The organism is Streptomyces sp. NK15101, from assembly GCF_020400725.1.
Lineage (GTDB): Bacteria > Actinomycetota > Actinomycetes > Streptomycetales > Streptomycetaceae > Streptomyces.
Genome location: NZ_JAINVG010000041.1, coordinates 32,874 through 58,327, shown reverse-complemented (window position 1 = coordinate 58,327; position 25,454 = coordinate 32,874). Strand labels below are relative to the sequence as shown.

General features: G+C 73.4%; 22 protein-coding genes and 1 pseudogene. 6 read left to right on the top strand and 17 right to left on the bottom strand.

Annotated elements, in window-relative coordinates:
- The first annotated feature begins 80 nt into the window (after nucleotides 1-80).
- A complete protein-coding gene (locus K7G60_RS22210; protein WP_225802688.1) occupies nucleotides 81-974 on the top strand; it encodes a glucose 1-dehydrogenase in 894 nt (297 codons plus the stop codon).
- A 7-nt stretch (nucleotides 975-981) separates the two neighbouring features.
- Here K7G60_RS22210 and K7G60_RS22205 read toward each other — a convergent pair whose 3' ends face one another.
- The gene (locus tag K7G60_RS22205; protein ID WP_225802687.1) at nucleotides 982-2,235 is read right to left on the bottom strand and encodes an extracellular solute-binding protein; all 1,254 of its coding nucleotides are present in this window, start codon (nucleotides 2,233-2,235) and stop codon (nucleotides 982-984) included.
- 555 nt (nucleotides 2,236-2,790) lie between these two features.
- Between K7G60_RS22205 and K7G60_RS22200 the strand changes: the two are divergent.
- Nucleotides 2,791-3,468: pseudogene (locus K7G60_RS22200) on the top strand (DUF6445 family protein); the annotation flags it as partial.
- 58 nt (nucleotides 3,469-3,526) lie between these two features.
- Here K7G60_RS22200 and K7G60_RS22195 read toward each other — a convergent pair.
- Together K7G60_RS22195 and K7G60_RS22190 are read right to left on the bottom strand one after the other, a co-directional pair.
- On the bottom strand, nucleotides 3,527-3,892 hold the full coding sequence (locus K7G60_RS22195; RefSeq protein WP_225802686.1) for an SsgA family sporulation/cell division regulator: 366 nt from the start codon (nucleotides 3,890-3,892) through the stop codon (nucleotides 3,527-3,529).
- 231 nt (nucleotides 3,893-4,123) lie between these two features.
- Entirely contained in the window at nucleotides 4,124-4,753 is a 630-nt protein-coding gene (locus K7G60_RS22190; RefSeq protein ID WP_225802685.1) for a type III effector protein, read from the bottom strand.
- A gap of 126 nt (nucleotides 4,754-4,879) precedes the next feature.
- Here K7G60_RS22190 and K7G60_RS22185 point away from each other — a divergent pair, with 126 nt between their 5' ends.
- The 3 genes from K7G60_RS22185 (at nucleotide 4,880) to K7G60_RS22175 (ending at nucleotide 6,309) form a co-directional block, all read left to right on the top strand.
- Complete coding sequence (locus K7G60_RS22185) at nucleotides 4,880-5,311, top strand: Hsp20/alpha crystallin family protein (protein ID WP_225802684.1); 432 nt, start codon at nucleotides 4,880-4,882, stop codon at nucleotides 5,309-5,311.
- A 98-nt stretch (nucleotides 5,312-5,409) separates the two neighbouring features.
- Entirely contained in the window at nucleotides 5,410-5,805 is a 396-nt protein-coding gene (locus tag K7G60_RS22180) for a DUF2267 domain-containing protein (RefSeq protein WP_225802683.1), read from the top strand.
- Between the two features lie 69 nt (nucleotides 5,806-5,874).
- Nucleotides 5,875-6,309 carry a DUF2267 domain-containing protein gene (locus K7G60_RS22175; RefSeq protein ID WP_263986171.1) on the top strand — a complete coding sequence of 145 codons (435 nt, stop codon included), beginning with the start codon at nucleotides 5,875-5,877 and terminating at the stop codon, nucleotides 6,307-6,309.
- Nucleotides 6,310-6,418: 109 nt separating this feature from the next.
- Here the strand turns inward: K7G60_RS22175 and K7G60_RS22170 are convergent, their stop codons facing one another.
- On the bottom strand, nucleotides 6,419-6,853 hold the full coding sequence (locus K7G60_RS22170) for a MarR family winged helix-turn-helix transcriptional regulator (protein ID WP_225802712.1): 435 nt from the start codon (nucleotides 6,851-6,853) through the stop codon (nucleotides 6,419-6,421).
- A gap of 88 nt (nucleotides 6,854-6,941) precedes the next feature.
- Here K7G60_RS22170 and K7G60_RS22165 point away from each other — a divergent pair, with 88 nt between their 5' ends.
- Nucleotides 6,942-7,781: an alpha/beta fold hydrolase gene (locus K7G60_RS22165; protein ID WP_374115660.1), complete on the top strand. Its 840-nt coding sequence runs from the start codon at nucleotides 6,942-6,944 to the stop codon at nucleotides 7,779-7,781.
- A 64-nt stretch (nucleotides 7,782-7,845) separates the two neighbouring features.
- Here K7G60_RS22165 and K7G60_RS22160 read toward each other — a convergent pair whose 3' ends face one another.
- Genes K7G60_RS22160 through K7G60_RS22095 form a run of 13 tightly spaced genes read right to left on the bottom strand, consistent with a single transcriptional unit; the run spans nucleotide 7,846 to nucleotide 25,320 of the window.
- On the bottom strand, nucleotides 7,846-8,817 hold the full coding sequence (locus tag K7G60_RS22160) for a sugar nucleotide-binding protein (RefSeq protein WP_225802681.1): 972 nt from the start codon (nucleotides 8,815-8,817) through the stop codon (nucleotides 7,846-7,848).
- Complete coding sequence (locus K7G60_RS22155; RefSeq protein ID WP_225802680.1) at nucleotides 8,817-9,890, bottom strand: ROK family protein; 1,074 nt, start codon at nucleotides 9,888-9,890, stop codon at nucleotides 8,817-8,819. Before K7G60_RS22155 ends, K7G60_RS22160 begins: the two co-directional genes overlap by 1 nt.
- Complete coding sequence (locus K7G60_RS22150) at nucleotides 9,871-10,275, bottom strand: cupin domain-containing protein (RefSeq protein ID WP_225802679.1); 405 nt, start codon at nucleotides 10,273-10,275, stop codon at nucleotides 9,871-9,873. Before K7G60_RS22150 ends, K7G60_RS22155 begins: the two co-directional genes overlap by 20 nt.
- A complete protein-coding gene (locus K7G60_RS22145) occupies nucleotides 10,272-11,474 on the bottom strand; it encodes a sedoheptulose 7-phosphate cyclase (RefSeq protein ID WP_225802678.1) in 1,203 nt (400 codons plus the stop codon). The genes K7G60_RS22150 and K7G60_RS22145 overlap by 4 nt, the downstream gene beginning before the upstream one ends.
- Nucleotides 11,452-13,530 (bottom strand): 4-alpha-glucanotransferase, encoded by a 2,079-nt coding sequence (gene malQ / locus K7G60_RS22140; RefSeq protein ID WP_225802677.1) that lies wholly within the window; start codon nucleotides 13,528-13,530, stop codon nucleotides 11,452-11,454. Before malQ ends, K7G60_RS22145 begins: the two co-directional genes overlap by 23 nt.
- The gene (locus K7G60_RS39200; RefSeq protein WP_308081837.1) at nucleotides 13,527-16,628 is read right to left on the bottom strand and encodes an HAD hydrolase family protein; all 3,102 of its coding nucleotides are present in this window, start codon (nucleotides 16,626-16,628) and stop codon (nucleotides 13,527-13,529) included. Before K7G60_RS39200 ends, malQ begins: the two co-directional genes overlap by 4 nt.
- Nucleotides 16,629-16,640: 12 nt before the next feature.
- Nucleotides 16,641-17,756: a sugar phosphate nucleotidyltransferase gene (locus tag K7G60_RS22125; protein WP_225802676.1), complete on the bottom strand. Its 1,116-nt coding sequence runs from the start codon at nucleotides 17,754-17,756 to the stop codon at nucleotides 16,641-16,643.
- Entirely contained in the window at nucleotides 17,749-19,872 is a 2,124-nt protein-coding gene (locus K7G60_RS22120; protein WP_225802675.1) for a glycosyltransferase, read from the bottom strand. Before K7G60_RS22120 ends, K7G60_RS22125 begins: the two co-directional genes overlap by 8 nt.
- Nucleotide 19,873: 1 nt before the next feature.
- Nucleotides 19,874-21,391, bottom strand: coding sequence for a phosphotransferase (locus tag K7G60_RS38895; protein ID WP_308081834.1), 1,518 nt, complete (start codon nucleotides 21,389-21,391; stop codon nucleotides 19,874-19,876).
- A gap of 8 nt (nucleotides 21,392-21,399) precedes the next feature.
- Nucleotides 21,400-22,200, bottom strand: coding sequence for an ABC transporter permease (locus K7G60_RS22110; RefSeq protein WP_225802674.1), 801 nt, complete (start codon nucleotides 22,198-22,200; stop codon nucleotides 21,400-21,402).
- Nucleotides 22,197-23,012, bottom strand: a complete 816-nt coding sequence (locus K7G60_RS22105; RefSeq protein WP_225802673.1) for an ABC-2 family transporter protein — start codon at nucleotides 23,010-23,012, stop codon at nucleotides 22,197-22,199. The genes K7G60_RS22110 and K7G60_RS22105 overlap by 4 nt, the downstream gene beginning before the upstream one ends.
- Nucleotides 23,009-24,031 (bottom strand): ATP-binding cassette domain-containing protein, encoded by a 1,023-nt coding sequence (locus tag K7G60_RS22100; RefSeq protein ID WP_225802672.1) that lies wholly within the window; start codon nucleotides 24,029-24,031, stop codon nucleotides 23,009-23,011. Before K7G60_RS22100 ends, K7G60_RS22105 begins: the two co-directional genes overlap by 4 nt.
- A complete protein-coding gene (locus tag K7G60_RS22095) occupies nucleotides 24,028-25,320 on the bottom strand; it encodes an aspartate aminotransferase family protein (RefSeq protein WP_225802671.1) in 1,293 nt (430 codons plus the stop codon). Before K7G60_RS22095 ends, K7G60_RS22100 begins: the two co-directional genes overlap by 4 nt.
- Between the last annotated feature and the right edge of the window lie 134 nt (nucleotides 25,321-25,454).

The window sequence follows — 25,454 nt, the reverse complement described above, 5'->3', positions numbered from 1 at the left end:
CTCGGGCCCGCGACCGCAACCGCGGCCGAGCCCGCGACCGATGCCGAAACCGTGACCGTGAACGTACGAAGGGACTCGCGATGTCCGACCGGGAAGCCCCCGCCGTCCCCGATCCTTCCACCCACCACCCCACTCCGCCCCAGCCCGACCAGCACCAGCAGCACCCCGGCTCGACCGAGGCCATGGACCCGCGGCCCGACCACGGCGAGGATTCCTACGAGGGCCACCACCTGCTGACCGACAGGGCGGCGATCGTCACCGGCGGCGACTCCGGCATCGGCAGGGCCGTGTGCCTGGCGTTCGCGCGGGAAGGCGCGGACGTCGTGTTCACGCATCTGCCCGAAGAGGAGGCCGACGCCGAGGAGACCGCCCGCCTGGTCCGCGAAGCGGGCCGCACCGCCGTCGCCGTGCCGTGCGACATCCGGGACGAGCGGCAGTGCGCCGAGCTGGTCGACCGCACGGTGGGCGAATTCGGCCGCGTCGACCTCCTCGTCAACAACGCCGCGTACCAGATGTCACAGCCCGACGGCATCGAGGCGATCACCACGGAGCAGTTCGACCGGGTGATGAAGACCAACCTGTACGGCATGTTCTGGCTCACCCGCCGGGCCCTGGCCCACATGCCGCGCGGCGGATGCGTCATCAACACCACGTCCGTCCAGGGCTACCAGCCCAGCCCTCATCTCCTCGACTACGCGATGACGAAGTCGGCCATCATCTCCTTCACCCACGGCCTCGCACAGATGCTCGCGGAACGGGGCATCCGCGTGAACGCGGTCGCCCCCGGGCCCGTGTGGACCCCGCTGATCCCCGCGACCATGCCCGAGACGAAGCACTTCGGCGAACAGTCGCCCCTGGGACGGCCGGCCCAGCCGGCGGAGATGGCTCCCGCCTACGTCTTCCTGGCCTCGCCCCGGGCGAGCTACATCACCGGGGAGATCGTCAACGCGACGGGCGGGACACCACTGCCCTGATGCCGCGCTACTCCTGCCGCGCCGCGTCCCGGGCCCGCTGGGCGATGTCCTCGAGCACGGTCTTCGGGTCGGTGGACGGCGCGACGGCCTTGCCGATGTTCCGCTTGATGGTGTCGCTGACCTGCAGCCAGGACGGTTCGTCGACCGGGTAGAGCTGGGCGCTGCGCAGTGCGGTCAGGAACTGCTCGGTGCCGGGATCGGCCGAGCCCTCGGACGCCTCGGAGGCGGTCACCGTCGCCGGCAACAGGTGGTAGCGCCCCGCGAACTCGCTGAGGTTCTTGTCCTGGTAGACGAACTCCAGGAAGGAGCCCACCAGTTCGCGATTGCCGTCCCGCCTGAAGCCCATCATCCAGTCGGCGACGCCCGCCGCCGGCGGGGTCTTCCCGTCGCCCAGCGTGTCCGACACCGGCATGCTCAGGGTGCCGACCTTCATCCCCCTCGCCTTCGCCTCGTGGAGGAGCGACGGGTAGCCGTTGACCATGCCGACGTCGCCGCGGAGGAAGGCGTCGAAGGCGTCCTGCCGGTTGAGCTTGGCCGGCGGGACCGGGCCCGTCAGGCCGGGCAGGACCAGGTTGTCCTTGATCCAGCGGAACGTCTGCGTGTTCTGCTCGGAGGCGATGTTGTACTCGCCGTTGAGGTCGGTGTACCCGCCGCCGTTGCTCAGCTCCCATATCAGGGCTTCGGCGTGCGCCTCCTCGGGGCCGAGCGGCAGGGCGTACGGATAGAGCACGCCCTCCTTCTTCAGGGCCTCGGCCGCGTCCTTCAGGTCCGACCAGGTCTTCGGCGGCTTCGCCCCCGCCTTGTCGAACAGGGCCTCGTTGTAGAAGAGCAGTCGGCTGCTGGCCACGAAGGGCAGGCCGTACAGGGTGTTGTCGACCGAGCCCGCCGCCGCGAGCGGCCGCAGGAAGTTCGCCTCCGCCCTGATCGACAGCAGTTCGTCGGCGGGGTAGAGGCGGCCCTGCGCGGCGAAGTCGGAGTACGCGCCCATCAGGGCGACGTCCGGCGCGTTGTCCTCCTGGACCATGCGGATGACCTCGCGGTCGACGTCGGCCCAGGGGTAGAGCGTCACCTCGACCTTCTTGCCGGGGTGGGCGGCGGTGAAGGCGGCGGTCAGCTTCTCCCAGTACGCCTTGGAGCTGTTCGCCGGGCTGTCCCCGTACTCGGGGGCCACCAGGCGCAGCGTCGTCCCGGCGCTCTCGGAGGAGCCGCAGGCGGTGACGAGCGAGCCCAGCAGTCCGAATGCGGCCACGGAGACGGTCATGCCGAAGATTCTTGGTCGCACGGATTTTCCCTCTTGCTTCTCTGGACGGTGCGTCCGGGATTCTCTCCTGGTCAGGGCCGTATTTCGCCCCCCTACCCGACGGTTGTGGCCTACCTCCAGCCGGGCGGACTCCGAATGGTGTCTTCCGATAGGAGGGCGCTGACTCTGACACGCGTAGAACCTTCCACGAAGTCCACCGTGACTCCGGTGAGGAGCATTGACGAGGGGTCGGCCGGCCGTGCGCCAGTCGGGCCGGCGGCCGCTGAGGCCGATCACGCGGTCCAGCAGGGGCGCTGTGTCCGGCACCGCGACGACGGGGCCGAAGAAGCCCTCGCCGGAGGAGCCGTCGGCCGGGGTCGGCAGAGCCTCGGAGACCCTCAGTTCCTCCTCGCTCACCCCGTACGCCTGACCGCTCGCCGGGCCAGGTCCCAGCCGTGGACCAGCAGTTCGTCGCCGGTCGGTCTTTTCCTCCGGATTGCCTGCGTGACGATGTCTTGCCGCAGTCTTGGCGGCGCTTTGGCGGCCGACGTCGTCCCCCGCACCAGCGTTCCCGTCATGCCGTCATACCCCCCACGCCCCGGCACCCTTCGGGTCCTGCCGTACCGCAGGCCCACGCGCGACCGGGACTACTGGATCCTGGACGATGTCCTGCCCGACCCCGACGCCGTACGGGCCCGTGTGCTGGAACGGGACGACTGGGTGGAGAGCCACCCCCACAGGCCCGAGCCGTGGCCGGGCCTGCGCACGATGCCCGGACTCGAACCGGCGGAACTCGCGCACGTGGAGAAGTTGGTGCGCAGGGCCGTCGGGGTGCGGAGGCTCTGGACGGTGGATCCCGCCGGCGGCGGCACCTTCAACCACAACTGCGTCCAGGTCGTCGGCGAGGACGAGTGCGAACCGCGCCCGCACACCGATTCCCGGAGCCTGTGCCGCTACGCGGCGGTGCTGTACCTCAGCCCCGACCTGCCCGAGGACCGCGGCACCAGCTTCCACCGCCAGAACCTGCCCGGCGGTGTGCTCGGCGGCAACCAGGTGCTCGCCCCGCACGACAACCTGGTCGACGCGCTGGGCGCGCGCTTCGTGCCGGAGGACTCCTTCACCGAGGATCTGCGCGTCCCGCCCCGCTGCAACCGCCTGCTGCTGTACTCGGCCAACCTCATCCACACCGCGACCGGTTACACGGGCACCACCTTGCGGGACAAGCGGATGACGGCCGTCTTCTTCTGGATGGCCTGGCGTTCCGGACGGCCTGGCGGATGTCCTGCCGGCCGGGCCGGGCCGGCCCCCGCCGTCAGCGTCCGAGCGAGGCGAGCAGGGGGCGCCAGTCGATGTGGCGCTCCTCCGTGCCCTGGGGGACCAGGGCGAACGTCTCCCGCACCACCGCGGTCAGCCGGTCGGCGTCGACCAGGACGTCGGCACGGTGCCCGGCGGGACCGAGCCGGAGCAGGAGCCTGCCGCCGTCGGCGGGCCGCAGGTGGACCTCTCCGTCACCGGTCGGCGTGAGCGAGCCGGCGAGGACCATCTCCCGGTCCAGGTGCCAGACGACGGGGTCGGGATCCATGAGGTGGAAGGTGACGCTCAGCGCGTGGGGGCTGCGGGAGGTGTAGTCGAGGGTGGTGTCGATCCGGACCGCCGCGTCCGGGGTGAGCAGTTCCATGGGCATGCTCCGCGTCAAGGTCTTCAACGCGGGGAGCGACTGGGACATGAGATCCTCCGGCTTCGTGCCTCGGAAGCGGGTGTGCTGTGCTCCTGACCCCTCCGTCCTTCCTTACTCCTCGCCTTCGTGAGGCGGATGCGATGACCCTGTCGTGATTCTGTGGAGACCGTCCGCGTCCGAGCGCCTCCCGGTCCTCGCCGAGGCCCGCGCGCGCCGCGGGCCGCCGACGGGTCAAGGAGGCGTCAGGTCGTCGAGCCGCGCGGCGAGTTCGGGGTGCGTGGTGAGGTGCGGGCGGGTGGCGGTGAGGGGGTCGACGAGCTCCGCCGGGTCGTTGTGGGCAAGGGCCGCGTGGAGCCGGCTCAGCGGCAGGTCGGCCGCCGTCGGCAGGTCGGTCAGGGCGATGATCCGGCCGGCGATGCTGCGGAGGTCCGCCGCGTTGCGGCGGGCCCAGCCGGCGGTGGTGCGTTCGGCCGCGCGGCGCTCGCGGGTGGCCTGGACGCGTTGTTCGCCGGTCGTGCCGACGGGGCCGGGCCGGTTGCGCAGGTAGCGGCGTTCGGCGGCCTGGCGGCTGGCGACGCCGAGGGGGTGGGCGAGGTCGGCCCAGCTGGCGCCCGCGTGGCGGGCGGTCTCGATCAAGCCGGTCTCCCATCCGGCGAGTTCCTCGCGCACCTGCCGCAGCAGCAGAAGCGAGGCCAGGGCCTGGTCCGTGCCGACGGCGGGAGCCTCACCGGCGCCGGGCGCCGAGTGCCGAGCGGCCCGCAGGGCCTCGTCTATGGCTCGGAGGGCTGCCGCGGCGGCGAGGAACGACGCCGGGCTCTGTGCGTCGGCACCGGACGGTTCCGGTCGGTCGGCCGGGGTCATGGGCATCTCCCTCGGTGGTCATCCTTTGGATGACGTCCTCGCTTGTCATCCATTGGATGACATGTTACAACGGTTTCAGTGAGGCGCATTGGCAGCAACTGCCCGAACCTCTGGAGGTGTTTTCCGGTGTTGATGCGCACTGACCCCTTCCGCGAGCTCGACCGGCTGGCCCAGCAGATGATGGGACCGGGGACCTGGACGCGACCGTCCCCCATGCCCATGGACGCCTACCGCGAGGGCGACGAGTACGTGGTGGCCTTCGACATCCCCGGCGTCGACTCGGACGCGATCGACATCGACGTCGAACGGAACATGCTGACCGTCAAGGCCGAGCGCCGCCCCGTCACGAAGGCCGACGACGTGCAGATGGAACTCTCGGAGCGACCGCTGGGAGTCTTCTCGCGCCAGATCGTGCTGGCCGACACGCTGGACACCGAGCGGATCCAGGCCGACTACGACGCGGGCGTGCTCACCCTGCGCATCCCGATCGCCGAGCGGGCCAAGCCCCGCAAGATCGCCATCGGCGTCGGCGGCGGCCGCAAGGAGATCTCCGGCTGAGCCGGACGCGCAAGGGCCGAACAGCGGCGGAGGACGGGCATTCGATCTCCCCCTTCCCGTCCTCCGCGCCCCTGGAACGAGGAAAGGCGGCGGCCGACGTGACCGTGCGACGGGAAACGTTTCTCGATCAGGTGAAGGAACGCGGTAGGTACGACACCGTGCAGGAGGCCGAACGGGCGGCCCGCGTGGTGCTCGCCCTGCTGGGCGCACACCTGGTGGGCGAGGTGCGCGCGCGGTTGGCCGCACGCCTGCCGGAGGGCTTCGCCCTGATCCTGCTCAACCCGCTGCAGAGCGCCGAGCCGCTCTCGCCCGAGCGGTTCGTACGGGCGACGGCGGCCTGGATCGAGGGCGCGACGGAACGGACCGCGGCCTGGGACGTCAGCGCCGTGCTCTCCACGGCCGCCGACGCCGCCGGCGACGACCTCCTCAAGGAGGTCCTCCTCCAGCTGCCCGCGGGCTACGACCTCCTCTTCGGCCGTCCCCGGCTCACCTGACCACCCCACATCCGGTGGCCGCGCACCGGCCACCACGACCCTGGTGACAGAAAGGCAACCACCGCAGTGATGTCCGACCAGAGCGCACCGGTCCGGCAGCCCTACGGAAGGGCGTACGAGCAGATGCTGGAAAAGGTCCGCTACGACGGCGCCTACCCCGACCGCGAGAGGGCCGAGGAGGCCGTCCGCCTCGTCCTCGCGGGACTGGGGCGCCAGCTGACCGGTGACGAACGCGTCGAACTGGCCGCCTGCCTGCCGTTCGAAGCCGCGTGCATCCTCACCGCCCAGATCCCCGACCCCCGGCCGCTGGGGGGCTGGGCGTTCGTCAAGGACCTCGCCGCCCGCACCGGCGCCTCCCTGGCCACCACCCGCTGGGACACCGGATCGGTCTTCTCGGCCGTCGCGGCCTACGCCGGCCCCGACCTCCTGACCCGCATCCTCCACCAGCTCCCCACCGGCTACGCGCTGTTGTTCGGCCGCGCCGAACTGGCCCCCGCCGCGTAGGGCTCCCCGCGGGTGCCCGGGGCGGACGCGACCCACGTCCGGCTGTCCGCCCCGCGCCGGGCCGGGTGACCGGCGCCGGAACCGGGAGCCCTCACCGGCCGAAGTCCCGTCAGGCCGGGCGCGCCCGCCCGGTGGACTCCAGCACGGCGGCCAGGAAACGGCGCACCGTCTCCAGCTCGCCCGCCTCGAAATCCTCCGCGACCCCCACCACTTCGCCGATCACCGGCCCGAAGAACGCCCACCCGAGTTCCCTGGCCCTCTCCTCCACCCGCAGCAGCACGCGTCGCCGGTCCTCCGTGTCCCTGCTGCGCGAGACCAGCCCGAGCCGCTCCAGCCGGTCCACCAGGGAGGTGGTCCCTGCGGAGTTCAGCCGCAGCTGCTCGCCGAGCCGGCCGGGCGTGGCCCGTACGCCGGCGCGTTCCGCGTCGAGCAGGTGGATCAGCGCGCGCACATCGGTGGGATGCAGCCCGTGGCGCGCCGCGAACTCGGCGCCGAGCAGGTCGAACTCCACGGTGACCGCCCGCAGCAGGTGCACCAGCCCCATCACCGGACTCTGATCGTCCACGCACGCTCCTCGGCCCCGCGGCTAATATCTCGCTGAGCGAGATTATCGCCCAGCGAGAGGAATCGCCGTGTCCCCGTCCGAGTTCGACCGTGCGTACGACGAGCTCCGGGCCCGCTGGCCCGAGTCCACCGAGGAACGCGACGTCGCCACCCCGTACGGACCCACCCGCGTCCATGCCTACGGTCCGCCGGACGGCAGCCCCCTGGTCCTGCTGCCCGGCGGCTCCGCGACCGGCCTCGTCTGGTTCGCCAACGCACCGGCCCTGGGGGAGCGGTACCGGATCCACGCGGTGGACCTGATGGGCGACGCCGGCCGCACCCGGCGCCAGGGCAGGCCGCTGAGGAACGCCGACGACCTGACGGCCTGGCTGGACGCCCTCCTGGACGGCCTCGGGCTCACCCGCACGCACCTGTGCGGCCATTCGTACGGCGCCTGGCTGGCCGCCCGGTACGCCTCGCACGCACCGTCACGGGTGGACCGCCTCGCCCTCGTCGACCCCACCCGGGTCTTCGCCGGCTTCAGGCCCGGCTACCTGCTGCGCGCGCTGCCCGTCCTGATACGCCCGAGCGAGGCCCGCGCACGCGCCTTCCTGGCCTGGGAGACGGCGGGCACCCGCCCGGACGAGACCTGGCAGCGGCTCTACGCGCTCGCCGCCACCGCTCCCGGCCGCAAGCCCGTCACCGGCACCCGCCCCCGTACCGCCGACCTCGACATGCCGGTCCTGGTCCTGCTCGCGGAGGACAGCCGCACCCACCACGCCGCCGAGGTCGCCGACCGGGTCCGCCGGGCGCTCCCGCACGCCGAGGTGGCCCTGCTCCGCGGAGCCACCCACCACTCCCTGCCGCTCACCGCGCCGAAGGAACTCGACGACCGGCTGACGGCCTTCCTGGACGGAGGAACCCGCTGAAGGCCGCTGCTCCGCGCCGCCGCCGGGCCGGCCGGGGGCGCGGAGGCGACGTCTCCGCCGTGGCTCAGCGGCGGAGGAACAGCGGTGCCAGGCTCTCGGCGGCCGCCGCCACCCCCCGCAGGGGAACGGCGTTCATCCCGGGCACGGCCGACAGCAGCGTGCTGGAGAGACAGGTGTTCCGCGGCCGGGAGGCATAGCGGCCGGCGGCCCGGGGGACCGGCTTCACCAGGTCCGCGGGTACGTCCAGGACGCGTGCGATCTCGCGGGCCCACGCCGCCCGGGAGACGCGCTCCGGACCTCCCAGGTGCAGCACGGGAGGAAGATCGCCCTCGTGCGCGAGGAGACGGGCGACCACCAGGGCGACATCGTCCACGAGGACCGGCGTGGTCCACTGGTCGTCCGGCGCCTCCACCGTCTCGCCACGGGCCAGGCGGTGAGCGCAGGACGAGAAGAAGTTCAGCCACTTCCCGCCGTCCGCGGGCTCGTGGCCGTAGACGAGGCTGACGCGCAGGGCCGTCGCCGGAGAGAGCGCCCGGGACAGCAGGAGCTCCTCGGCGGCGCGCTTCGCCGCCCCGTAGGCGTTGGCGGGGGCGACGGGGGTGGACTCGACGTTCTCGGCCCGCCCGCCGTCGAACACGTTGTCCGTCGAGATCATCAGGACGCGGTCCAGACCCGGCAGCGCGGCGAAGTGGGCGGTCGCGGCCCTGTGCGCCGCGGCCGCCTCCTCGGGATGAGCCTCGCACCAGGTGACGTCGGACGGCCCGTGCACCAGGACGACCGTGCGGGGTCCGACCGCCGCCGCGACCCCGGCGCAGGCCCTCGCGTCGGTGGCGTCAAGCGCCCTCCACCGCGCCCCGTACGACTCGGGTGCGAGCGCGGGCCGTCCTCGTGAGCAGAGCGTCACCTCATGGCCCTCGAGGACGAGCCGGCGGGCGATCTCGGAGCCGACGAACCCGCTGCCGACCACCAGCGCCCGGCGGGCCGTGCCGGGCGGCGCGACCGCGGCGGACGCGGAGTCCTCCGTACGGACGGACATCAGAGGGTCACCTTCTCCCGGTGTGCCGCGAGCCGGCGGCCCATGAGCCGGCCGACCCCGATCAGGCCGTGGTCGTCGTCGTCCTCGCCCAGCACGACCATGGCGTCCACCTGGGCGGCCGACAGTCCGAAGCAGCCCTGCCGCACGAGTTCCTCCACCAGCAGCTCCCGGTAGCGCTCGCCGACCGCGAGGGCGAAGCCTCCCATCAGGACGTAGCGGCGGATTCCGATCGAGGCGAACACCGCGCCCACGGCCGCCGCCAGGTGCACGAGGGTGGAGCGCAGCACGGCCGTCGTGAACGGGTCCCCGTTCCGTACGGCCTCCGCGATCTCCGGATTGCCGAGGAACAGCGGATCGGCCGCCCCGGCGCGGGCCGGTGCCGACCGGGCGTATCCCGCCGGGTCGGCCGCCGCCGCCCGGCGCACCGCGGCGAGGACGCCCCGCCCCGAGGCGATCGCCCCCAGGTGCCCGCGCCCCCCGCAGTCGCACGGCGGGGCGTCGGGGGAGCGGTCGCAGGTCCAGTGACCGAGCTCCCCGCCGTACCCCTCGGCGTCGAGGAGCACGTCGCCGTCGCGGAACACCTTGTTCCCGATGCCGGAGCTGACGGTCAGCAGACAGAACGGGACCGCGCTCTCCGTCCCGTACCGCCAGGCGGCCGCCGTGAGGTCGTTGACGACGAGCACCGGCACGGCCAGCCGGGCGCTCAGGATCTCCCGGAGCGGGAGGGGCTCACCGCCTTCGCCCCACACCGTCGGGGCGCCCAGGACGGTCCCGTCCCGGGCGACCGGGCCGGCGAAGGCGACGGCCAGGGCGGCCGGAGCGGGGCCGGGGCGCGCCCCGGCCCGCCGCTCCGCCTCGCGCACGATCTGGTCGACCACCTGCCGCTGGAGCACGGGCACGGGCCTGCCGGGGTGACGGTCCATGCCGTCCACCCGCATCCGGGCCACGTCCGACAGCCGTCCGCCGCCCCGGACGTCGAAGGTGCCGACGCGCAGCGTCGTCCCCCCGACGTCCATGACGGTCAGGGGCCGGCCGGTCTCCGTCACCGCCGGGTCACCGGGCGGGATCGCCATCGGGGTCCTTCCTGTCGCCGGCCTCCACCTCGAAGACGAGAAGCGCCAGTTCCGTGTCCGTGTCGTTGCTCAGGCCGTGCTCGCCGAAGGGCTCGTTGGGGATGACGTCCCCGGTCCCCACCCGGAACGCCTCCCCGTCCCGGTACATCACGCCGCTGCCGCTGAGCACGACGTACGTCTCGCGGTCGTGACCGTGCCGGTGCCGTCCGATGGACGTCCCCGGCGGCAGGACGGCCAGGTCGATGAAGTCGGCGCCGGCCCCCTCGCCCCGGGCGAAGATCCGGTGGGCGAGGATCGTCCCCGTCCCGCCGTGGTCGCGGGGTTTGGGGGACAGCAGGTCCCGCAGGTTCACGAGGGGCCGCGCGGTCCCGGTACCCCCGGTCACGGCCGGGTCCCCTCGGCGACGCCGCCGGCTCTCAGGGCGAGTTCGTCCAGGGCGAGGCGGAGCACGTCACCGGGCACGTCGGCGAGGTCGTCGACGAACGTCGCCTTGCCCGCGGCGATGGGGACCACCAGGTGCAGCCGGCGGCCGCGCCGTTCCCAGGACTCCTCCAGCGCCCGCGTCATCAGTTCCGGCGTGCACGTCTCCGCGTCGAAGACGGGCAGCCCGATGCGGGCGAGGAGGCCGATGATCCGGTCGCACTCCCGCTCCTCGACCAGACCGAGCCGCAGCGCCAGACAGGCCGAGAGCGCCATGTCGACGGCGACGGCCTCGCCGTGCTCGAGGCGGTGGTCGCCGGCCGTCTCGATCACGGGGCTGAAGGTGTGGCCGAAGTCCACCAGGCGGGCGAGCTGGTGCTCCCGCAGGTTCGGGCACAGCTCCTCCATCATCAGCCGCATCGAGGTGCGCAGGACGTACGTCTCGACCTCGGGGGGCGTCGGGGTTCCGCCCCGCCGGAACGCGTCCGGATACCGCTCCAGCGTGCGGAACAGCTCCTCGTCCAGGATCACGGCCATCTTCACGATCTCGGCGAGACCGCACCGGATCTCCCGCACGGGCAGGGTGGAGAGGAACGCGGGATCGCTCAGCGAGGCGTGCGCGGGGTGGTAGGCACCGAACATGTTCTTCGTGTGCAGGGCGTTGACCCCCGTCTTGACGCCGACGCCGACGTCCACCTGGCCGACGAGGGTGGTGTTGACCCGGATGTAGCGGATCCCCCGGGAGTACATCGAGGCGGCGAAGCCCACGACGTCCGAGACGATCCCGCCGCCGAGGGCCAGCATGACCCCGTGCCGGTCGAGCCCCGCCGCCTTGGCCAGCGTGCAGACGCGCTCCGCCATGGCCAGGGTCTTGTTCTTCTCCCCGGTGGGGATCGTGTGCAGCGTCCACGTCCCCGGGGCCAGGTTCGCCCCCAGGTAGTCGCGCAGCGCCCGCCCGTACAGGCGGTCGACGGTCGGCCCCGTGAAGGCGACGACCCGGCGTCCGCCCACGGCGCGGGCGAGTGCGGGATTCCCGGGGGAGAGCACCCCCGGGACGAGGTCCGACCGGTACCCGGTGCCGTCCGGCGCCAGCAGGCTGAAGCCGTCGGCGTCCTCCCACACCCCCGACAGACGTGCCTCGTCAACTAGAACCCGGCTTGACATGCCTCTCCTCGTTGGTCACTCGGTGTGCTTGCGGCCGGCGTGCGTACACCTCGGCCAGGTGGCGGACGAGCGGAGCCTCCGACAGCTCCTCCAGGGACACGGGACGGCCCTGTCCGTCGGCGATCGGCAGGCACCAGTTGGGGTGGACCCCCGCCGTGCCCGGCAGGTTCTGCGGCCGCCGGTCGCCGGTCGTGTCCGGAAGCCAGACGCCGATCATCCGGGCCGGCGTCAGACTCAGGTACGTGTGCAGGGCCGCGACCTCGCCGGCGGGATCGGGCAGGAGCCCGAGGCGTTCCAACTCGTCGAGCCAGCCGTCCCGTTCGGCGGCGGCCTCGGCCTTCTCCCGCTCGGCCGGCCGGGTGAGCAGCCCCAGCGAGGCCCGCAGGTCGACGTGTTCGCCGCTGAGCCAGGCCGCCGTGGTGGGCAGGTCGTGCGTGGTCAGGGTGGCCAGGCAGTGCTCACGCCACCGCTCCGGCGGCAGAGGGCCCACCCGGCCCTCGGAACCGCCCTCGAACTCGAAGCGCTGCACGGCCGTCCCCAGCACGCCCCGGTCCGCGAGCTCCTCGCGGACCTCCGGCTCGACCGTGCCCAGGTCCTCCCCGATGACGAACGCCCCGGCGGCCTCCGCCTCGGCGCCCAGCACGGCCAGCATCGCCGCGCCGTCGTACCGCACGTAGGTGCCGTCGGTCGGGGGCCGCCCCTCGGGCACCCACCAGAGGCGGAAGAGCCCCATGACGTGGTCGACGCGCAGGGCGCCGGAATGCCGCAGCCCCGCACGCAGCAGACGGGCGAAGGGCCGGTAGCCCTCCGCGGCCAGCGCGTCCGGACGCCACGGCGGCTGGCCCCAGTCCTGACCGGCCGGATTGAAGTCGTCCGGCGGGGCCCCCACCGACATGCCCTCGGCCAGACAGTGCTGGAGCGCCCAGGCGTCGGCCCCCTCGGGGGCCACGCCCACCGCCAGGTCGTGCACGAGCCCGACGCGCATCCCCGCCTCCCGCGCGGCGCGCTGGGCACCGGCGAGCTGCTCGTCGGTGATCCAGGCGAGCCACCGGTGGAAGTCGACGGCGCCGGACAGGACCCGTCGGGCGGCGGCCACGTCCGCCGACCGCGGATCGCGCAGTGCGGCGGGCCAGGAACGCCAGGCCGGGCCGTGGACCTCCGCCAGCGCGCACCAGGTGGCGAAGTCCGTGAGGTCGCGGCCCTCCCGCGCCGTGAACGCGGCGAACGCCGCCTCGCGCCCCGGCGGGCGGGGCACCTCGTACACCTCGCGCAGGGCCGCCAGCTTCAGGTCGCGCACCTCCTCGCGGCGGATGAGCGAATCCCCGGCGAGGACGGCGGAGTTGAGGGACGCGGCCCGGTCCGCCAGCTGCCGGACGCGGGTGCGCGACCCCTCCGCCAGGTACGCGAACTCGGGGACGGCCTCGACCCGCACGTGCATCGGGTCGGGGAAGCGCCGGCTGCTCGGGCGGTAGGGCGACGGATCCGGCAGCGGACCGGGCTCCATCGCGTGCAGCGGACCCAGTTGCACGAAGTCCGCCCCCAGGTCCCGTCCCGCCCAGGAGACCAGCTCGGCGAGGTCACCGAGGTCGCCCATGCCCCAGGAACGGCGCGAGAGCAGGAAGTAGAGCTGGACGAGGAAGCCCCAGGAGTACGGTGCCGCGACCGACCGGTCCGGCGCGACCAGCAGCACCGCCGCGTCCTGCCGTCCGTCCCGCTCCACGCTCAGGGTGTGGGACCCCACCGGCAGCGGCTCGTCGAGCCCCCGCGTACGGCCGTCGGCGCAGAGCACCTCGGCCCTGGTTCCGGCCGGCAGCTTCGGGCGGGGACCACGGGGCCCCCGCACCACGACGCACGGCGGAACGAGCCGCCGGTCCCGCTCGGCGCGGTGGGCCGCGAGGGCGGCCTCCGCGGCGGCGGGCGTCGAGGCGTCGACGCCGCACGCGGCGAGCACCGAGACCAGGGTGTCCCGGGGGACGTCGACCTGGCGCCCCCGGTCGGTGCGGTAGCCCGTCGCCACGCCGTGGGCCTCGGCGAGACGGGAGAGCGGGTCGCTCACGCGCCACCTCCCATGGGCGTCACAGGAGTGCCGAAGAGGCGCTCCAGGACCGCCGCCACGCCGTCCTCCTCGTTGCCCGGCGCGATCTCGTCCGCGACGGCCCGCAGCGCCGCGTGCGCGTTGGCGACCGCCACACCGCGGCCGGCCAGGGCGAGCATGGGCATGTCGTTGGGCATGTCGCCGAAGGCCACGGTCTCCTCGCCCGTGGCACCGAGGAGCTCCAGGGCCCGCGCGACGCCGGTGCCCTTGGTGATCCCCCGGGGCAGGACCTCGACCATGCCCCGGACGGAGTGCACGACGGTCACCTCCGCACCGCAGAGCCGGCGGGCCGCCTCGGCCAGCTCGTCGTCCCCGAGGACACGGTGGTGCAGCACCAGCTTGTCGATCGGCGACTCCCACAGCAGCGACCGGTCGGCCGTGACGTCCCAGCCGTGCCGCACCCGCTCGCCGAAGCCCGGTGTGACCTTGAACCGGCTCTCCGGGGGAGAGGTCACCACCCCCAGCTCCAGCGGACCGACGAGGTCCTCGACGCGGGCGACGACCGAGCGGGCGAGTCCGGTGTCGAGCCGCTCCGCGGACAGCAGCCGGTCCGCGCCCGCGTCGTACAACTGCGCGCCCTGTCCGCAGACGGCGAGCCCCGTGTAACCGAGGGAGTCGAGCAGTCGGCGGCACGCGGCGGCCGGACGGCCGGTCACCACGAGGTGCCGGGCCCCCGACGCGGCCACCAGATCGAGCGCGCGCCGGGTCCTCGACGAGACCGTCAGGTCGTCGCGGAGCAGCGTGCCGTCGAGGTCCGTGGCCACGACGCGGTAGGGCGGCGCCTCCGGGAGGGGGACGTTGTCCCAGGTCACGCGGCCGCCGGTGAGCGTGAGCCGGAGGACGAGGCCCGCCCGCAGGCCGTCGGCCCGGACGGGGCCCCGGAAGACGCCGTCGGCGTCCCGCCGCAGCGCGGCGGTCCGGGTCGTGCCGGCCGGCGGCACCGGCTCGTCCGACAGCGCGGCCTCGGCCGCCGATTCGAGGGGTTCCGGACCGGACGGGTCCGTGCCGCCGGGGGCCGTCGTCACCTCCCCCTCGACCACGACGTCGACCGCCGCCACCTCCGGGTGCCGGTACTCCACCAGGAGCGTCCCGTCCGGCCGGGCGGGCGAGACGCGGCAGCGGTGCCGGACCGGGGCCATCAGCGCCTCGCGGCCCGCCGCCTCCGCCAGTTCGGCGCAGCGCGGGAAGTCCGCCCGTCGGAACGCGGCGGCGAACAGGGCCTCGTACGCGGCACCGTCGAGCTCGGCGCACCGCCCGTAGGCGGTGGCGTCCCCCAGTTCGAGGGCGCGCCGGGCGATCGCCTCCCGGTGCTCGGCCCACTCCGCCCCGTCGAGCAGATCGAACCATCCGTACCGGATCGCGTCCCCCGCCGGCAGCCGGCGGGGGACGTCGTCGAGGAGCTCCCGGAACACGGCGAGGCGGCGGCGCGCGCTCTCGCCCCAGGTGAAACCGCGGGCGGTCTCGGAGGCCGCGGCGGACAGGCGCGCGTACTCCTCCGGTGCCCCGCGGAACATCCGCTCCGCGGCACGGATCCGGTCCGCGAGCAGCGACGCGAGTTCGCGGTCGTCGTCGCGGAACGAGCCGCGGACCGCGAAGCCCGTCGCCGCCGGGTCCTCGTGGGGGAGCGCGTGCCCGAAGTGGGCGGTGGTCCGCTGCGAGGTGGCGATGGGCACGGCGCCGCAGGCCATCGCCTCGGCCTGCGCGATGAGGAATCCGTCGAGCTCGAACTTCGACGGATAGACGCAGAAGTCGGCGCAGGCGGCCTCCGCGAAGAGCGCGTCCTCGTCGACGAGCCGCCAGTCCAGCCGCACCCGGTCCGGATACGCGTCCGCCACCCGCTGGAAGTACGCGTTGGCGGGCGACACCTCGGCCACCCCGCCCGCGCCCGTCGCGCACCGCAGGAGGAAGCTGACCTCCGCGCCGCCGGCCAGGACCTCCTCCACGGCCCGGATCAGCTCCAGCTGCCCCTTGTGGTGCACGGCGTACCGGGCCGCGTGGTAGAAGACCGGCCGGGCCGGATCGAGCCCCAGGGAACGCAGCACCGCGTCGCGGTCGACCTCCCCCGGGTCCCTCTCCAGCCACGACCCGGAGACTCCGCAGCCCCCGTCGAACAGCTTGCCCGCCTGCTCCCGGAGCAGGCCGGAGACGGGCAGCGAGGCGACGTACCGCTCCATCGGGGTGTCGGCGAAGGTGCTGTAGTGGTCGCGCTGGCCGGGGGAGACGAAATCCACGAGGTCGGCGTGGGCGAGGAGCTGCGGGAAGAGGCCCACGTGGTCGGGGCCGTACTCGGTGTGCAGGCGCGTCGCCGCGAGGGCCCGCACCATGGCGGCGGCCGGCGAGTCCTCCGGCGGCGGCACCTCGTCCCAGGCGTCGAGGGGGACCGCCCCGCCCGCCCCGGCCCCGCCCGCCCCGGCACCGGCCGGTTCGGAGGGCCCGTCGAAGAGGCCCAGCAGGGCGTCGAGCTGGGGCCGGTAGACCTTCTGGGTGATCGGGGCGTTGGCCGCCACCGTGCTGACGCAGCGCCACCGGGGGTCGTCGCGCAGCACCAGCGGGACGCGGTGGTGGTAGGACGGCTCGAAGCCGTGGACGATCGCCGGCTCCTCCCCGCCGAGCCGCTCCCGCAGGAAGCGCAGTCCGGCCACCTGGAAGACCAGCGGCTTGAAGAACGACAGGTCCCGTCCCTCGGAGTCCGGCGGGGGGTACAGCCGGTCGGGCAGCAGGTCCAGCTGGGCGTCGGACAGGAAGTACACGTCCACGCCGTCGAGCCGCAGCAGATGGGCCCGGGTCGTCAGCGACAGCGCCGTCTCGGCGGGCCGCCCGGGCCAGGTCTTCGGATCGAGCACCAGCGGCACCGTGTGGTCGAGCCGGAAGTCCAGGTCCTCGATCGCGTACGACTCGCGCAGCCGGTCGAGGTGCCCGTGCGCGGGGGTGACGACCGACACCCGGTGCCCGAGGGAGGCGTACTCCCGGGACAGGTTCCACACCAGCGGCGAGAGGCCCCCGCGCATCAGCCGGGAGTCGAAGCCGCCGCATTCGTAGGCGAAGTTGACGATGTGCATGGGTGTGCTCCCTCAGCGTGCGGCGTTCGGTGCGGGTTCGACGTGCTGGACGAAGCCGTTCTCCAGGACGACCGCGGAGTCGACGTCGGCTCCGTCGGGCACGACGGCGCCGGGCAGCACCACACTGCGCCGCACCCGCGCCCCCTCGCCGATCCGGACACCGGGGAAGAGGACGCTGTCCTCGACGTGTCCCCGGCTGACCATGTCGAAGGGGACCACGGAGCGGCGGACGCCCGGCGAGTCGACCCAACGCCGGTGCAGATAGGGCGAGATGGTCCAGGGCAGGGCCTGGACCGGCAGGCCGGCGTCGGGGCGGGTCATCGCGAGATGCGCGCGGTGGTAGCGCTCCACCGTGCCGATGTCCTCCCAGTGGCCCTCGACGCGGTGCCCCCGGATCCGTTCCCCGGCCGCGAGCATCGCCGGGATCACGTCCCGGCTGATGTCGTGCTGCCAGTCCGTGCCCTCCAGCTCCTCCAGGTACCGCCGGAGCACCGTGGCGTCGAACACGCAGAAGGCGGCGAACACCAGGTCGGACGTGGGGTGTTCGGGCTTCTCCACGAAGGTGGTCAGGGAGCCGTCCCGGTCGAACGCGACCATGCCGAAGAGGTGGACCCAGCGCGGGTCGATCCGCTGGTAGGCGATGGTGAGCGCCGCCCGCGAGGCGATGTGCCGGCGGATCAGCGGGCCGTAGTCGAAGCGGTAGACGTGGTCGGCGTGGAGCACCATCACGTGCTCGGTCCGGGGGCCGAAGATGTACTCCCCCTTGCGGATGAGGGCGTCGGCCGTCCCCTTCTCCAGGGGCCAGGTGCGGTCGGGAAGCCGTGGGGGCAGCTCCTCGCCCGCGGCGCGGTACGCCGCGTCGTACGGCCCGAAGTGGACCCGGAAGCCGGGCGACGCGCCGTTCCAGGCGGAGTGCAGGTCGTCCATCAGGAGGCGTTCCTCGTACTGCGAGAGCAGGAGCACCTCTCCGAGGCCGGAGTCGCGGGCGTTCGCCAGGCTGAAGTCGATGAGCCGGCAGGCGCCGCCGTACGGCACGAGCGGCTTCAGCCGGCCCGTCCCGAGCCGCCCCATGCGCTCGCCCCGGCCGCCGGCGAGCAGGACGGTGCGGACGGTGTCGAACTCAGCCACGACGCACCTCGTCCCAGGCGATCCGGCCGTTCGAAAGGGTCAGGAGCAGCCGGGCGGCCGTGCCCGCCGGCGGAGCGGCGCCGACGAACTCCCCGGCCGCCCCGCGGGCCCACTCGGTGATCTCCGCCTCCGCCCGGCCCCCGGGATCCCGGACGCCGGGGACGACCAGCTCGACGCGCTCCGCGTGGGCGAGCCGGTACCGCAGGCCCTCGCCGTGGGGCGCGCACCGGTCGTCGAGGCGGGCCACCCGCTCCGGGGGTATCGCGTCCGGCCACCGTCCCGCCACCTCCTCGCACACGGTGAAGTCGGCGCGCTCCCAGGCGGCGTCGAAGAACCGGAGGGCCAGGGCCGAGGCGACGGGACCCAGCCGCTCGGCGGCGGCCAGGTCACCGGCCGCCACGGCCGCGTCGAGCACCTCCCGGGGGCGCTCCTCCCAGGTGCGGGACGGCAGGACGTCGAACCAGCCGTGCCGCAGGGCCGTGTCCGCCGTCGGCCGGGGCGTGACCCCGTGCCAGAGGTCCCGGAAGACCTCCAGGTGGAGATCGGCGCAGTGGTCCCAGGTGAAGGCGCGTGCCACCTCCCGGGCGCGGGCCGACAGGGCCCGGTACTCGTCGGGCTCGTCGTGGAAGAGGCGCACGGCCCGGTGGAAGCGGTCGGCGAGCCCGTCGACGAGGAGCGCGTCGTCCTCGGCGAACGACCGGTTGACCGAGAAGCCGGTCCGCGTCGCGCCCTCGTCGGCGTGCCGGAAGTGGGCCATGCCCCACTGGGCTGTGGCCACCGGCACCGCCCCGCACGCCATGGCCTCGCCCTGGGCGATGAGGAAGGTGTCCATCTCGAACTTGGACGGGAACACGCAGAAGTCGGCGGAGGCGGCGTAGGCGAAGACCCGGCTCTCGTCGACCCGTTCCCACTCCAGGTGCACCCGGCCCTTGTGACGTTCGGCGACGTCGTGGAAGTACGGGTCGTCGATGCCGGTGCCGGTGATGCACCGCAGGACGAAATTGGCCGCGAGACCCTCGGTGAGGACCCGGTCGATCGCCCGGACCAGTTCGACCTGGCCCTTGTGGTGGACCGCGTAGCGGGCGTTGTGGAAGAACGTCGGCAGGGACGGGTCCAGGCCGAGCCCGGAGAGGACGGCGTCCCGGTCCACCGCGTCCGGGTCCGAGGCGAGCCAGCCGTCCGAGATCGCACAGCCGCCGACGAACTGCTTGTGCGCGTTGCGGCGGACCGTCCGGGAGACCGGCAGCGCCGCGAACAGCTCCTCGAACGGGGTGTCGCGGAACCCGTTGTAGAAGTCCCGCTGGCCGGGGCAGAGGAAGTCGATCCGGTCGGAGTGGTCGGCGACCAGACCGTAGACGGTGAGGTGGTCGGCCGGGTACTCGTAGTGCAGGTGGGTACGCGTCTGGTACTGGCGCTGGGCCTCGCGCTCACCGGCCGGAAGCGACGGCTCCTCGTCCGGCAGCGGCGGCGCGCCGAGGAGTTCGAGGAGCCTGCGGACCTCGGGGCCGTACACCTTCTTGGTGATCGGCATGTTGCTCTGGACGGTGGTGACCACGCTCTTCAGCGGGTCGCCGCTCAGTGCCGGCGGCAGCAGGTAGTGGTAGTAGGGCTCGTGGGCGTGGACGATCGCCCGCTCGTCGCCGAACCAGCCGCGCAGGAAGCGCACGCTGTCGACCTGGAAGACCAGCGGTTTGAAGAAGGTGAGGTCCCGGCCCTTCGCCGAGTACGGCGGGTAGAAGGTGTCGGGCAGCCGGTCCAGGTGGTCGTTCGACAGGAAGTAGAGGTCGACGCCCTCCAGGCGTATCCGGTGCGCCGTGGTGCGCAGCGCCACGGGCACCTCGGCCGGGAACCCGCGCCACACCTCGGGGTCGAGGACGAGGGGGAGGGTGTAGCGGTCCTCGTAGTCGAGGTCCTCGACCGTGTGGCGGCGGCGCAGGTCGTCGAGGCGCCCGTGGGCGGGCGTCACGATGGACACCCGGTGGCCCTTGCGGGCGAAGGCGCGGGAGAGGTTCCAGAGGTACACCGAGGTGCCGCCCTGGAGGAAGGTGTGGTCGAACCCGCAGCATTCGAAGTACGTCTCGATGACGTGCAGCGGTTCGTCGGTCACGTCACTCACGTCAGGTCCTCGTGGTCAGGGTGCGGGAGAGCGGGGAGGGGAGACCGAGCGCCATGGCGTGGCGCAGGTCGATCGCGGCGTGGTAGGGCCGGGCGTGCGCGAAGTTGTAGTCCAGTTCGTGCAGCAGCCGGCGCAGGTAGAGCAGCCGCCGCAAGGGCTCGTCGGGGAGGCCGGGCCCGGCGGGGGCCCCGTCGGAGCCGGCGGGCGCGAGCAGCAGGCCGGCGACGTGCCGGCGCCATGTGTCCGCCGCCTCGAACACGAGCAGGAGCACGGACCGCTCGCGCGGCGGCAGGCCGGCGCCGCCGTCGAGCGAGGCGAGCATCGTCTGCGTCGGGTCGACGCCCAGGAGCCGGGCGCTCTCGTACGCGGCCTCGTCGGCGCCGAAGTACTCCAGGGCGCGTTCCAGCGCTACCAGGTCCTGCAGCGGGGACTGCTCGGCCCAGCCGGGGTCGTCCGGGCCCGTGCTCGGAGTGGAGATGTCGATGAGCCGCGGCGGGTCCCACAGCAGGTGCGACAGGTGGAGGTCGCCGTGGCAGGGCCCCGCGGGGTGCGGGCCGGCGTCGTCGAACGCGGTCCGCAGCAGCGCGATCTCCCGGGCGAGGGAGCCGAAGGCGGAGTCCAGGGCGGCCGCGGGGAGGAGCGCCTCCCGGCCGGCCCGCTCGGCGAGCGCGCCGCACCGCTCCTCGGCGGCGCGCAGGGCGCGCTCGACGGGGTAGTCCGGCGGGGGAGTCCCCCGGCCGAGGCGGGTGCGCAGCTCCTCGTGGAATCCGCCGAGGAACGAGCGGGCCGTGCGAAGGGGGGCGGCGAGGGGAGCGAGGTGGTCCCGGACGAGGCCCTCCAGGTCCCCGGCCCCGCCGCCGGCGCGGTGGGGAGCGGATGCCTGGGAACCCGTCAGGCCGGGCCAGAGCGCGCGCAGGTTCGCGCGCAGCGGGGTGTCGATCCCGCTGCCCGGCGCGTACGCGTAGACCACCCCGAGCGCCAGTCGCTCCGCCCCGCCCGGAGGCACGTAGCCGTAGTCGCCGAACCACCGGGGCGTGTGGGCGCAGCCGTCCAGCAGACGCAGCAGCTCGGGCTCCCGCACCTCGGCACCGAGGGAGCGGTAGGTCTTGTGGAGGTGGGGGCGGCCGTCGATGTCGAGCAGCGAGAGGGAGTTCGAGGACCAGCCCTGGGCGAAGGGGAGCGGCGAGACCGCGCGGGCGGCCGGTCCGCCGCCGCGGAAGTCGACGTGACCGCCGCGGGCGGTGCGGATCCGGCCTCCGGCCGTCATCAGCCGCACACAGGCGAGGTCGAAGCCCTCGGAGCCCTGGGCGTCCGCCAGGCGGCCCGTCCCGTCCCTGTGGGCGGGGGCGAAGAGGAGCCTGCCGTGCGCCGGGCCGCCGACGACGGACACCACGAACAGCGTGGTGCCGGAGCCGAGGGGGGCCTCGTCGATCGGCGCGTAGCGGTCGGCCCGGCGGACGTCGTCCGGTAGCCAGGCCGCGCCGCGCAGCAGTTCATGGAGCTGGGTGTCGCTGGTCACGCAGTTCGTCAACTCCCGGTCATCTCGTATCTGGAAAGGCCACGCCGCCAGAGCGACAGCGCGGCGAGCAGGGAAAGGCCGGTCACGACCGGAAGCCACCGGATCAGCCCGGTGGAGCCGTGCAGCAGGTAGACGGCCGGTGCGTACGACGTGAAGGCGAAGGGCAGCACCCAGGTGAGGAGCATCCGCAGCGACGGGTGGTACAGGTCGAGCGGATAGCCGGCGAACTCGGACACCTGGGTGGCCGTCTGCATCGCCGGCATGCTGGTCACCGTCCAGAACGACAGGGACGCGAAGAAGAGCTTCACGGCGGCGTGGACGAGCGCTCCGCAGAGGATCAGCGGCACCACGAGCGCCCACTGCAGGGCGGTGGGGTCGAGCCCCAGCTCGGCTCCGGACCAGAGCACCAGGACGGCGCCGACGGCCAGTTCGCCGAATCCGTCCGGGTGGAAGAAACGTTCCGACAGGAGCGAGAAGAGAGGGTTCACCGGACGGATCAGATAGCGGTAGAACTCGCCCCGCTGGATCAGCTTGCGGCTCAGCTCCCACAGCTGGTCGGTGAAGAGGTGGTCGAGCCCGCGCGGCAGCAGGGAGCAGCCGAGGAGGAAGAGCACCTGGTGGTAGGACCAGCCGGCGACGGCCGGGACGTGGGTGAAGACCACGCCCACCGCCAGGGTCTGGAGTCCCACCCGGACGAGGAAGGCCCCGGAGCCGAGGAGGAAGTCGAGACGGTACGCGGTGAGCCGGTGCAGGCCCACGCCGCCGAGGAAGAGGGCCAGGCGCAGATGGCCGCCGAGGGTCCGGTTCATCCGCCCAGCACCTCCAGCCGGCTCGCCGCGGCGCGCCACAGCACGGCGCACAGCAGGACGAGCCCCACGGCCCAGCCGAGCTGGTGGCCGAGGACGGCGGACGCCCCGCCGACCCCCTCGTACCGGCCGAGCAGCAGGGTGAGGGGTCCGTCCGCCATGGCGCGGAAGGGCAGGACCATCGCCAGGGCGTGCAGGGGGGCGGGCAGCAGGGCCAGGGGGACCATCTGGCCCGCGAAGAAGGCGACGATCCCCTGCTTGACCATGCGGACGCCCCAGGTGTTGGTGGTGACGAACCCGGCCATGCCGGTCAGCAGGTTCACGCAGAAGGCGATGACCGTCGATAAGACGGTGGACAGGACGAAGAGCGCCGCGTCCACCGGCGTGGGGGCGGTCAGCGGGACGAGGGCGGCGAAGAGCACGAGCAGCGGGACGCCCACGAGGAGCGCGTTGGCGGCGATCACGGGGAGACAGGCGGCGAAGCGGACCAGGGGGTAGCTCACGGGGCGCACGAGCATCACCGCGATGTCGCCGCGGTAGACCTCGGCCGCGACCTCGTCGTCGACCCGGTTCGCGTGGACCACGGCCAGGACCTGGGCGACCACCAGGTAGGTGGTGACGCCCGCCGGGGTGAAGCCGCCGGGCCCGGGGCCCGGCGAGCCGGCGTAGACCGCGCGCCACAGGAAGACGGTGACGGCGGCGCCCGCCGCGGCGGTGACGCCGGTGATCAGGAAGGTGGAGCGGTACTGCAGGAGGGACTGCAGCCCGCTGGTGGCGAAGGGCACGTAGGCGCCGGCGCGCAGCGGGGCCCTCACCCGGCACCGCCGTCCCGCGCGGCGGGGACGCCGCCCCGGTAGGTCTGGCGGAGCACGGTCTCCAGGTCGGGCTCGGGGGCGTAGCAGTCGGCGAGCTCGAAGTGGTCCAGGAGGAACCCGAGCACGTGCCGGGAGGTGAAGGACTCCGCGGGGTAGTCGACCCGGATCCGTCCCTCGTTGGTGAGGCCCGCCGTGGCGCCCGGGAGTCCCGTCTCGATGCGGTGCACGGTGTCCGCCACGCCGGGACCGCCGCGGTGGTCGAAGACGACCGACCGGCGGTCGGCGCGGCGCAGCAGCTCGTGGAGCGTTCCCTCGTGCACGACCCTGCCGCCGTCCACGACGAGCGCGTCGTCGCAGATGGCCGAGATGTCGGAGAGGTCGTGGCTGGTGAGCAGCACGGTCGTGCCCAGTTCGGCGTTGGCGCGGTTGACGAGGGTGCGGACGGCCTCCTTGAGCACCATGTCCAGGCCGATCGTGGGCTCGTCCCAGAAGACGACCTTCGGGTCGTGCAGCAGGCTCGCCGCGATCTCGGCCCGCATCCGCTGCCCCAGGCTCAACTGGCGCACCGGGGTGGTCCCCAGGGCGTCGATGTCGAGGAGCTCGCGGTAGAGCGCCAGGTTCCGCTCGTACACCGCGTCCGGTATCCCGTAGATCCTGCGCAGGATCTGGAAGGAGTCCGGCACGGAGAGGTCCCACCACAGCTGGCTGCGCTGCCCGAAGACCACGCCGATCGAGCGGGCGTTGTCCCGGCGCTGCCGGTAGGGCTCGACGCCGTTCACCAGGCACCGGCCGGAGGTGGGGGTCATGATGCCGGTGAGCATCTTGATCGTGGTCGACTTGCCGGCCCCGTTGGCGCCGATGTACGCGGTCTTGGAGCCGGCGCGGAGGCGGAAGGAGATGCCGTCCACGGCGCGCACGGTCCGGTACTCGCGGGTGAGGAGGGTGGAGAGGCTGCCGAGGAGACCCGGCCGCCGCTCGGCGACGCGGAAGTCCTTGGTGAGCCGTTCGGCGACGATCACGCCGTCACCACCCGTTCGAGGGCCTGCCCGAGGATCCGCACGCCTTCGTCGAGGAGCGCCTCGTCCAGCGTGAAGGGGGGCGCGAGCCGGATGATGTGGCCGCCGACCGACGTACGGAGCCCCAGGTCGAGGGCGGCGGCGTACACGGCGCGGGCCGTTTCGGGGGCCGGGGCGCGGGTGGCGCGGTCGCGGACGAACTCGAGGCCGTGGAGCAGGCCGACGCCCCGGACCTCGCCGAGCACGTCGAACCGGGCGTGCAGGGAGGCGAGCTGCTCGCCCAGCCGGTCTCCCAGCACCCGGACCCGGCCGATGAGCCGGTCCCGCTCCACGACCTCGAGCGTCGCCCGCGCGGCGGCTATGCCCAGGGGGTTTCCGGCGTAGGTGGACGCGTAGGCACCGGGCGGGGCGGCGGCGGGGGAGTGCAGCAGGTCGTGCCGTCCCGCGAGGACGGCGAAGGGGAAGCCGTTCGCCATCCCCTTCGACATCGCCACGAGGTCCGGCTCCACGCCCATGAGCTCGGAGGCGAGGAAGGCTCCCGTCCGGCCGCCGCCGGTCGCCACCTCGTCGGCGACCAGGAGGACGCCGTTGTCGCGGCAGGCCTCCGAGACGCGCTCCCAGTAGCCGGGGGGCGGCACGATGACTCCCGCCGCGCCGAGCACCGGCTCGAAGACCAGGGCGGAGACGTTCGGCTTCGACGCGATGTGCCGGTCGACGAGGGCGGCGCACCGGACGTCGCAGGCGGGGTACTCCAGTTCCAGCGGACATCGGTAGCAGTACGGCGCGTAGCCGAGGACGCTGTTACCGGCGAAGGCCTGATGGCCGACGTCCCAGTGGACCAGCATGCGGGCGCCCATGGTCTTGCCGTGGAAGCCGTGCCGCAGCGCGCCGATGCGGTTGCGGCCCGGCTCGGCCGTGGACTGGACGACCCGGAGTGCGGCCTCCACCACTTCGGCGCCGGTGGAGAACAGCGCGTACGTGTCGAGGTGTTCGGGCAGCAGCCGCGCCAACAGCTCGAAGAAGGCGGCCCGTTCGGGGGTGGCGCTGTCGTGCACGTTCCACAGCCGCTCGGCCTGGCGGGTCAGTGCCGCGACGACCTCCGGATGGGTGTGTCCCAGCGACTGCGTGAGCGTGCCGGCGGCGAAATCCAGATATTGGTTGCCGTCGAGGTCCGTGAGGACGGCCCCCCGTCCGTCCGCGAAGACGCGCCTGGCGAGCGCGGCCTCCTCGGAGGCGCCAGGAGCCAGATGCCGTGCCTCTCTGACCAGCAGTTCTCGCTGGTGACCTGCCACCTGTGCCCCCATGGGTCGGACGAACTGAAGTGCGTGGAAAGCCAGTTGATCGTTCCGATGTGCGAGTGAAGCACTTTCGGACGAGGGGTAGCAAGAGATTTCAGAAACTTTCAGACATGGCTTGCAGTCCGGGG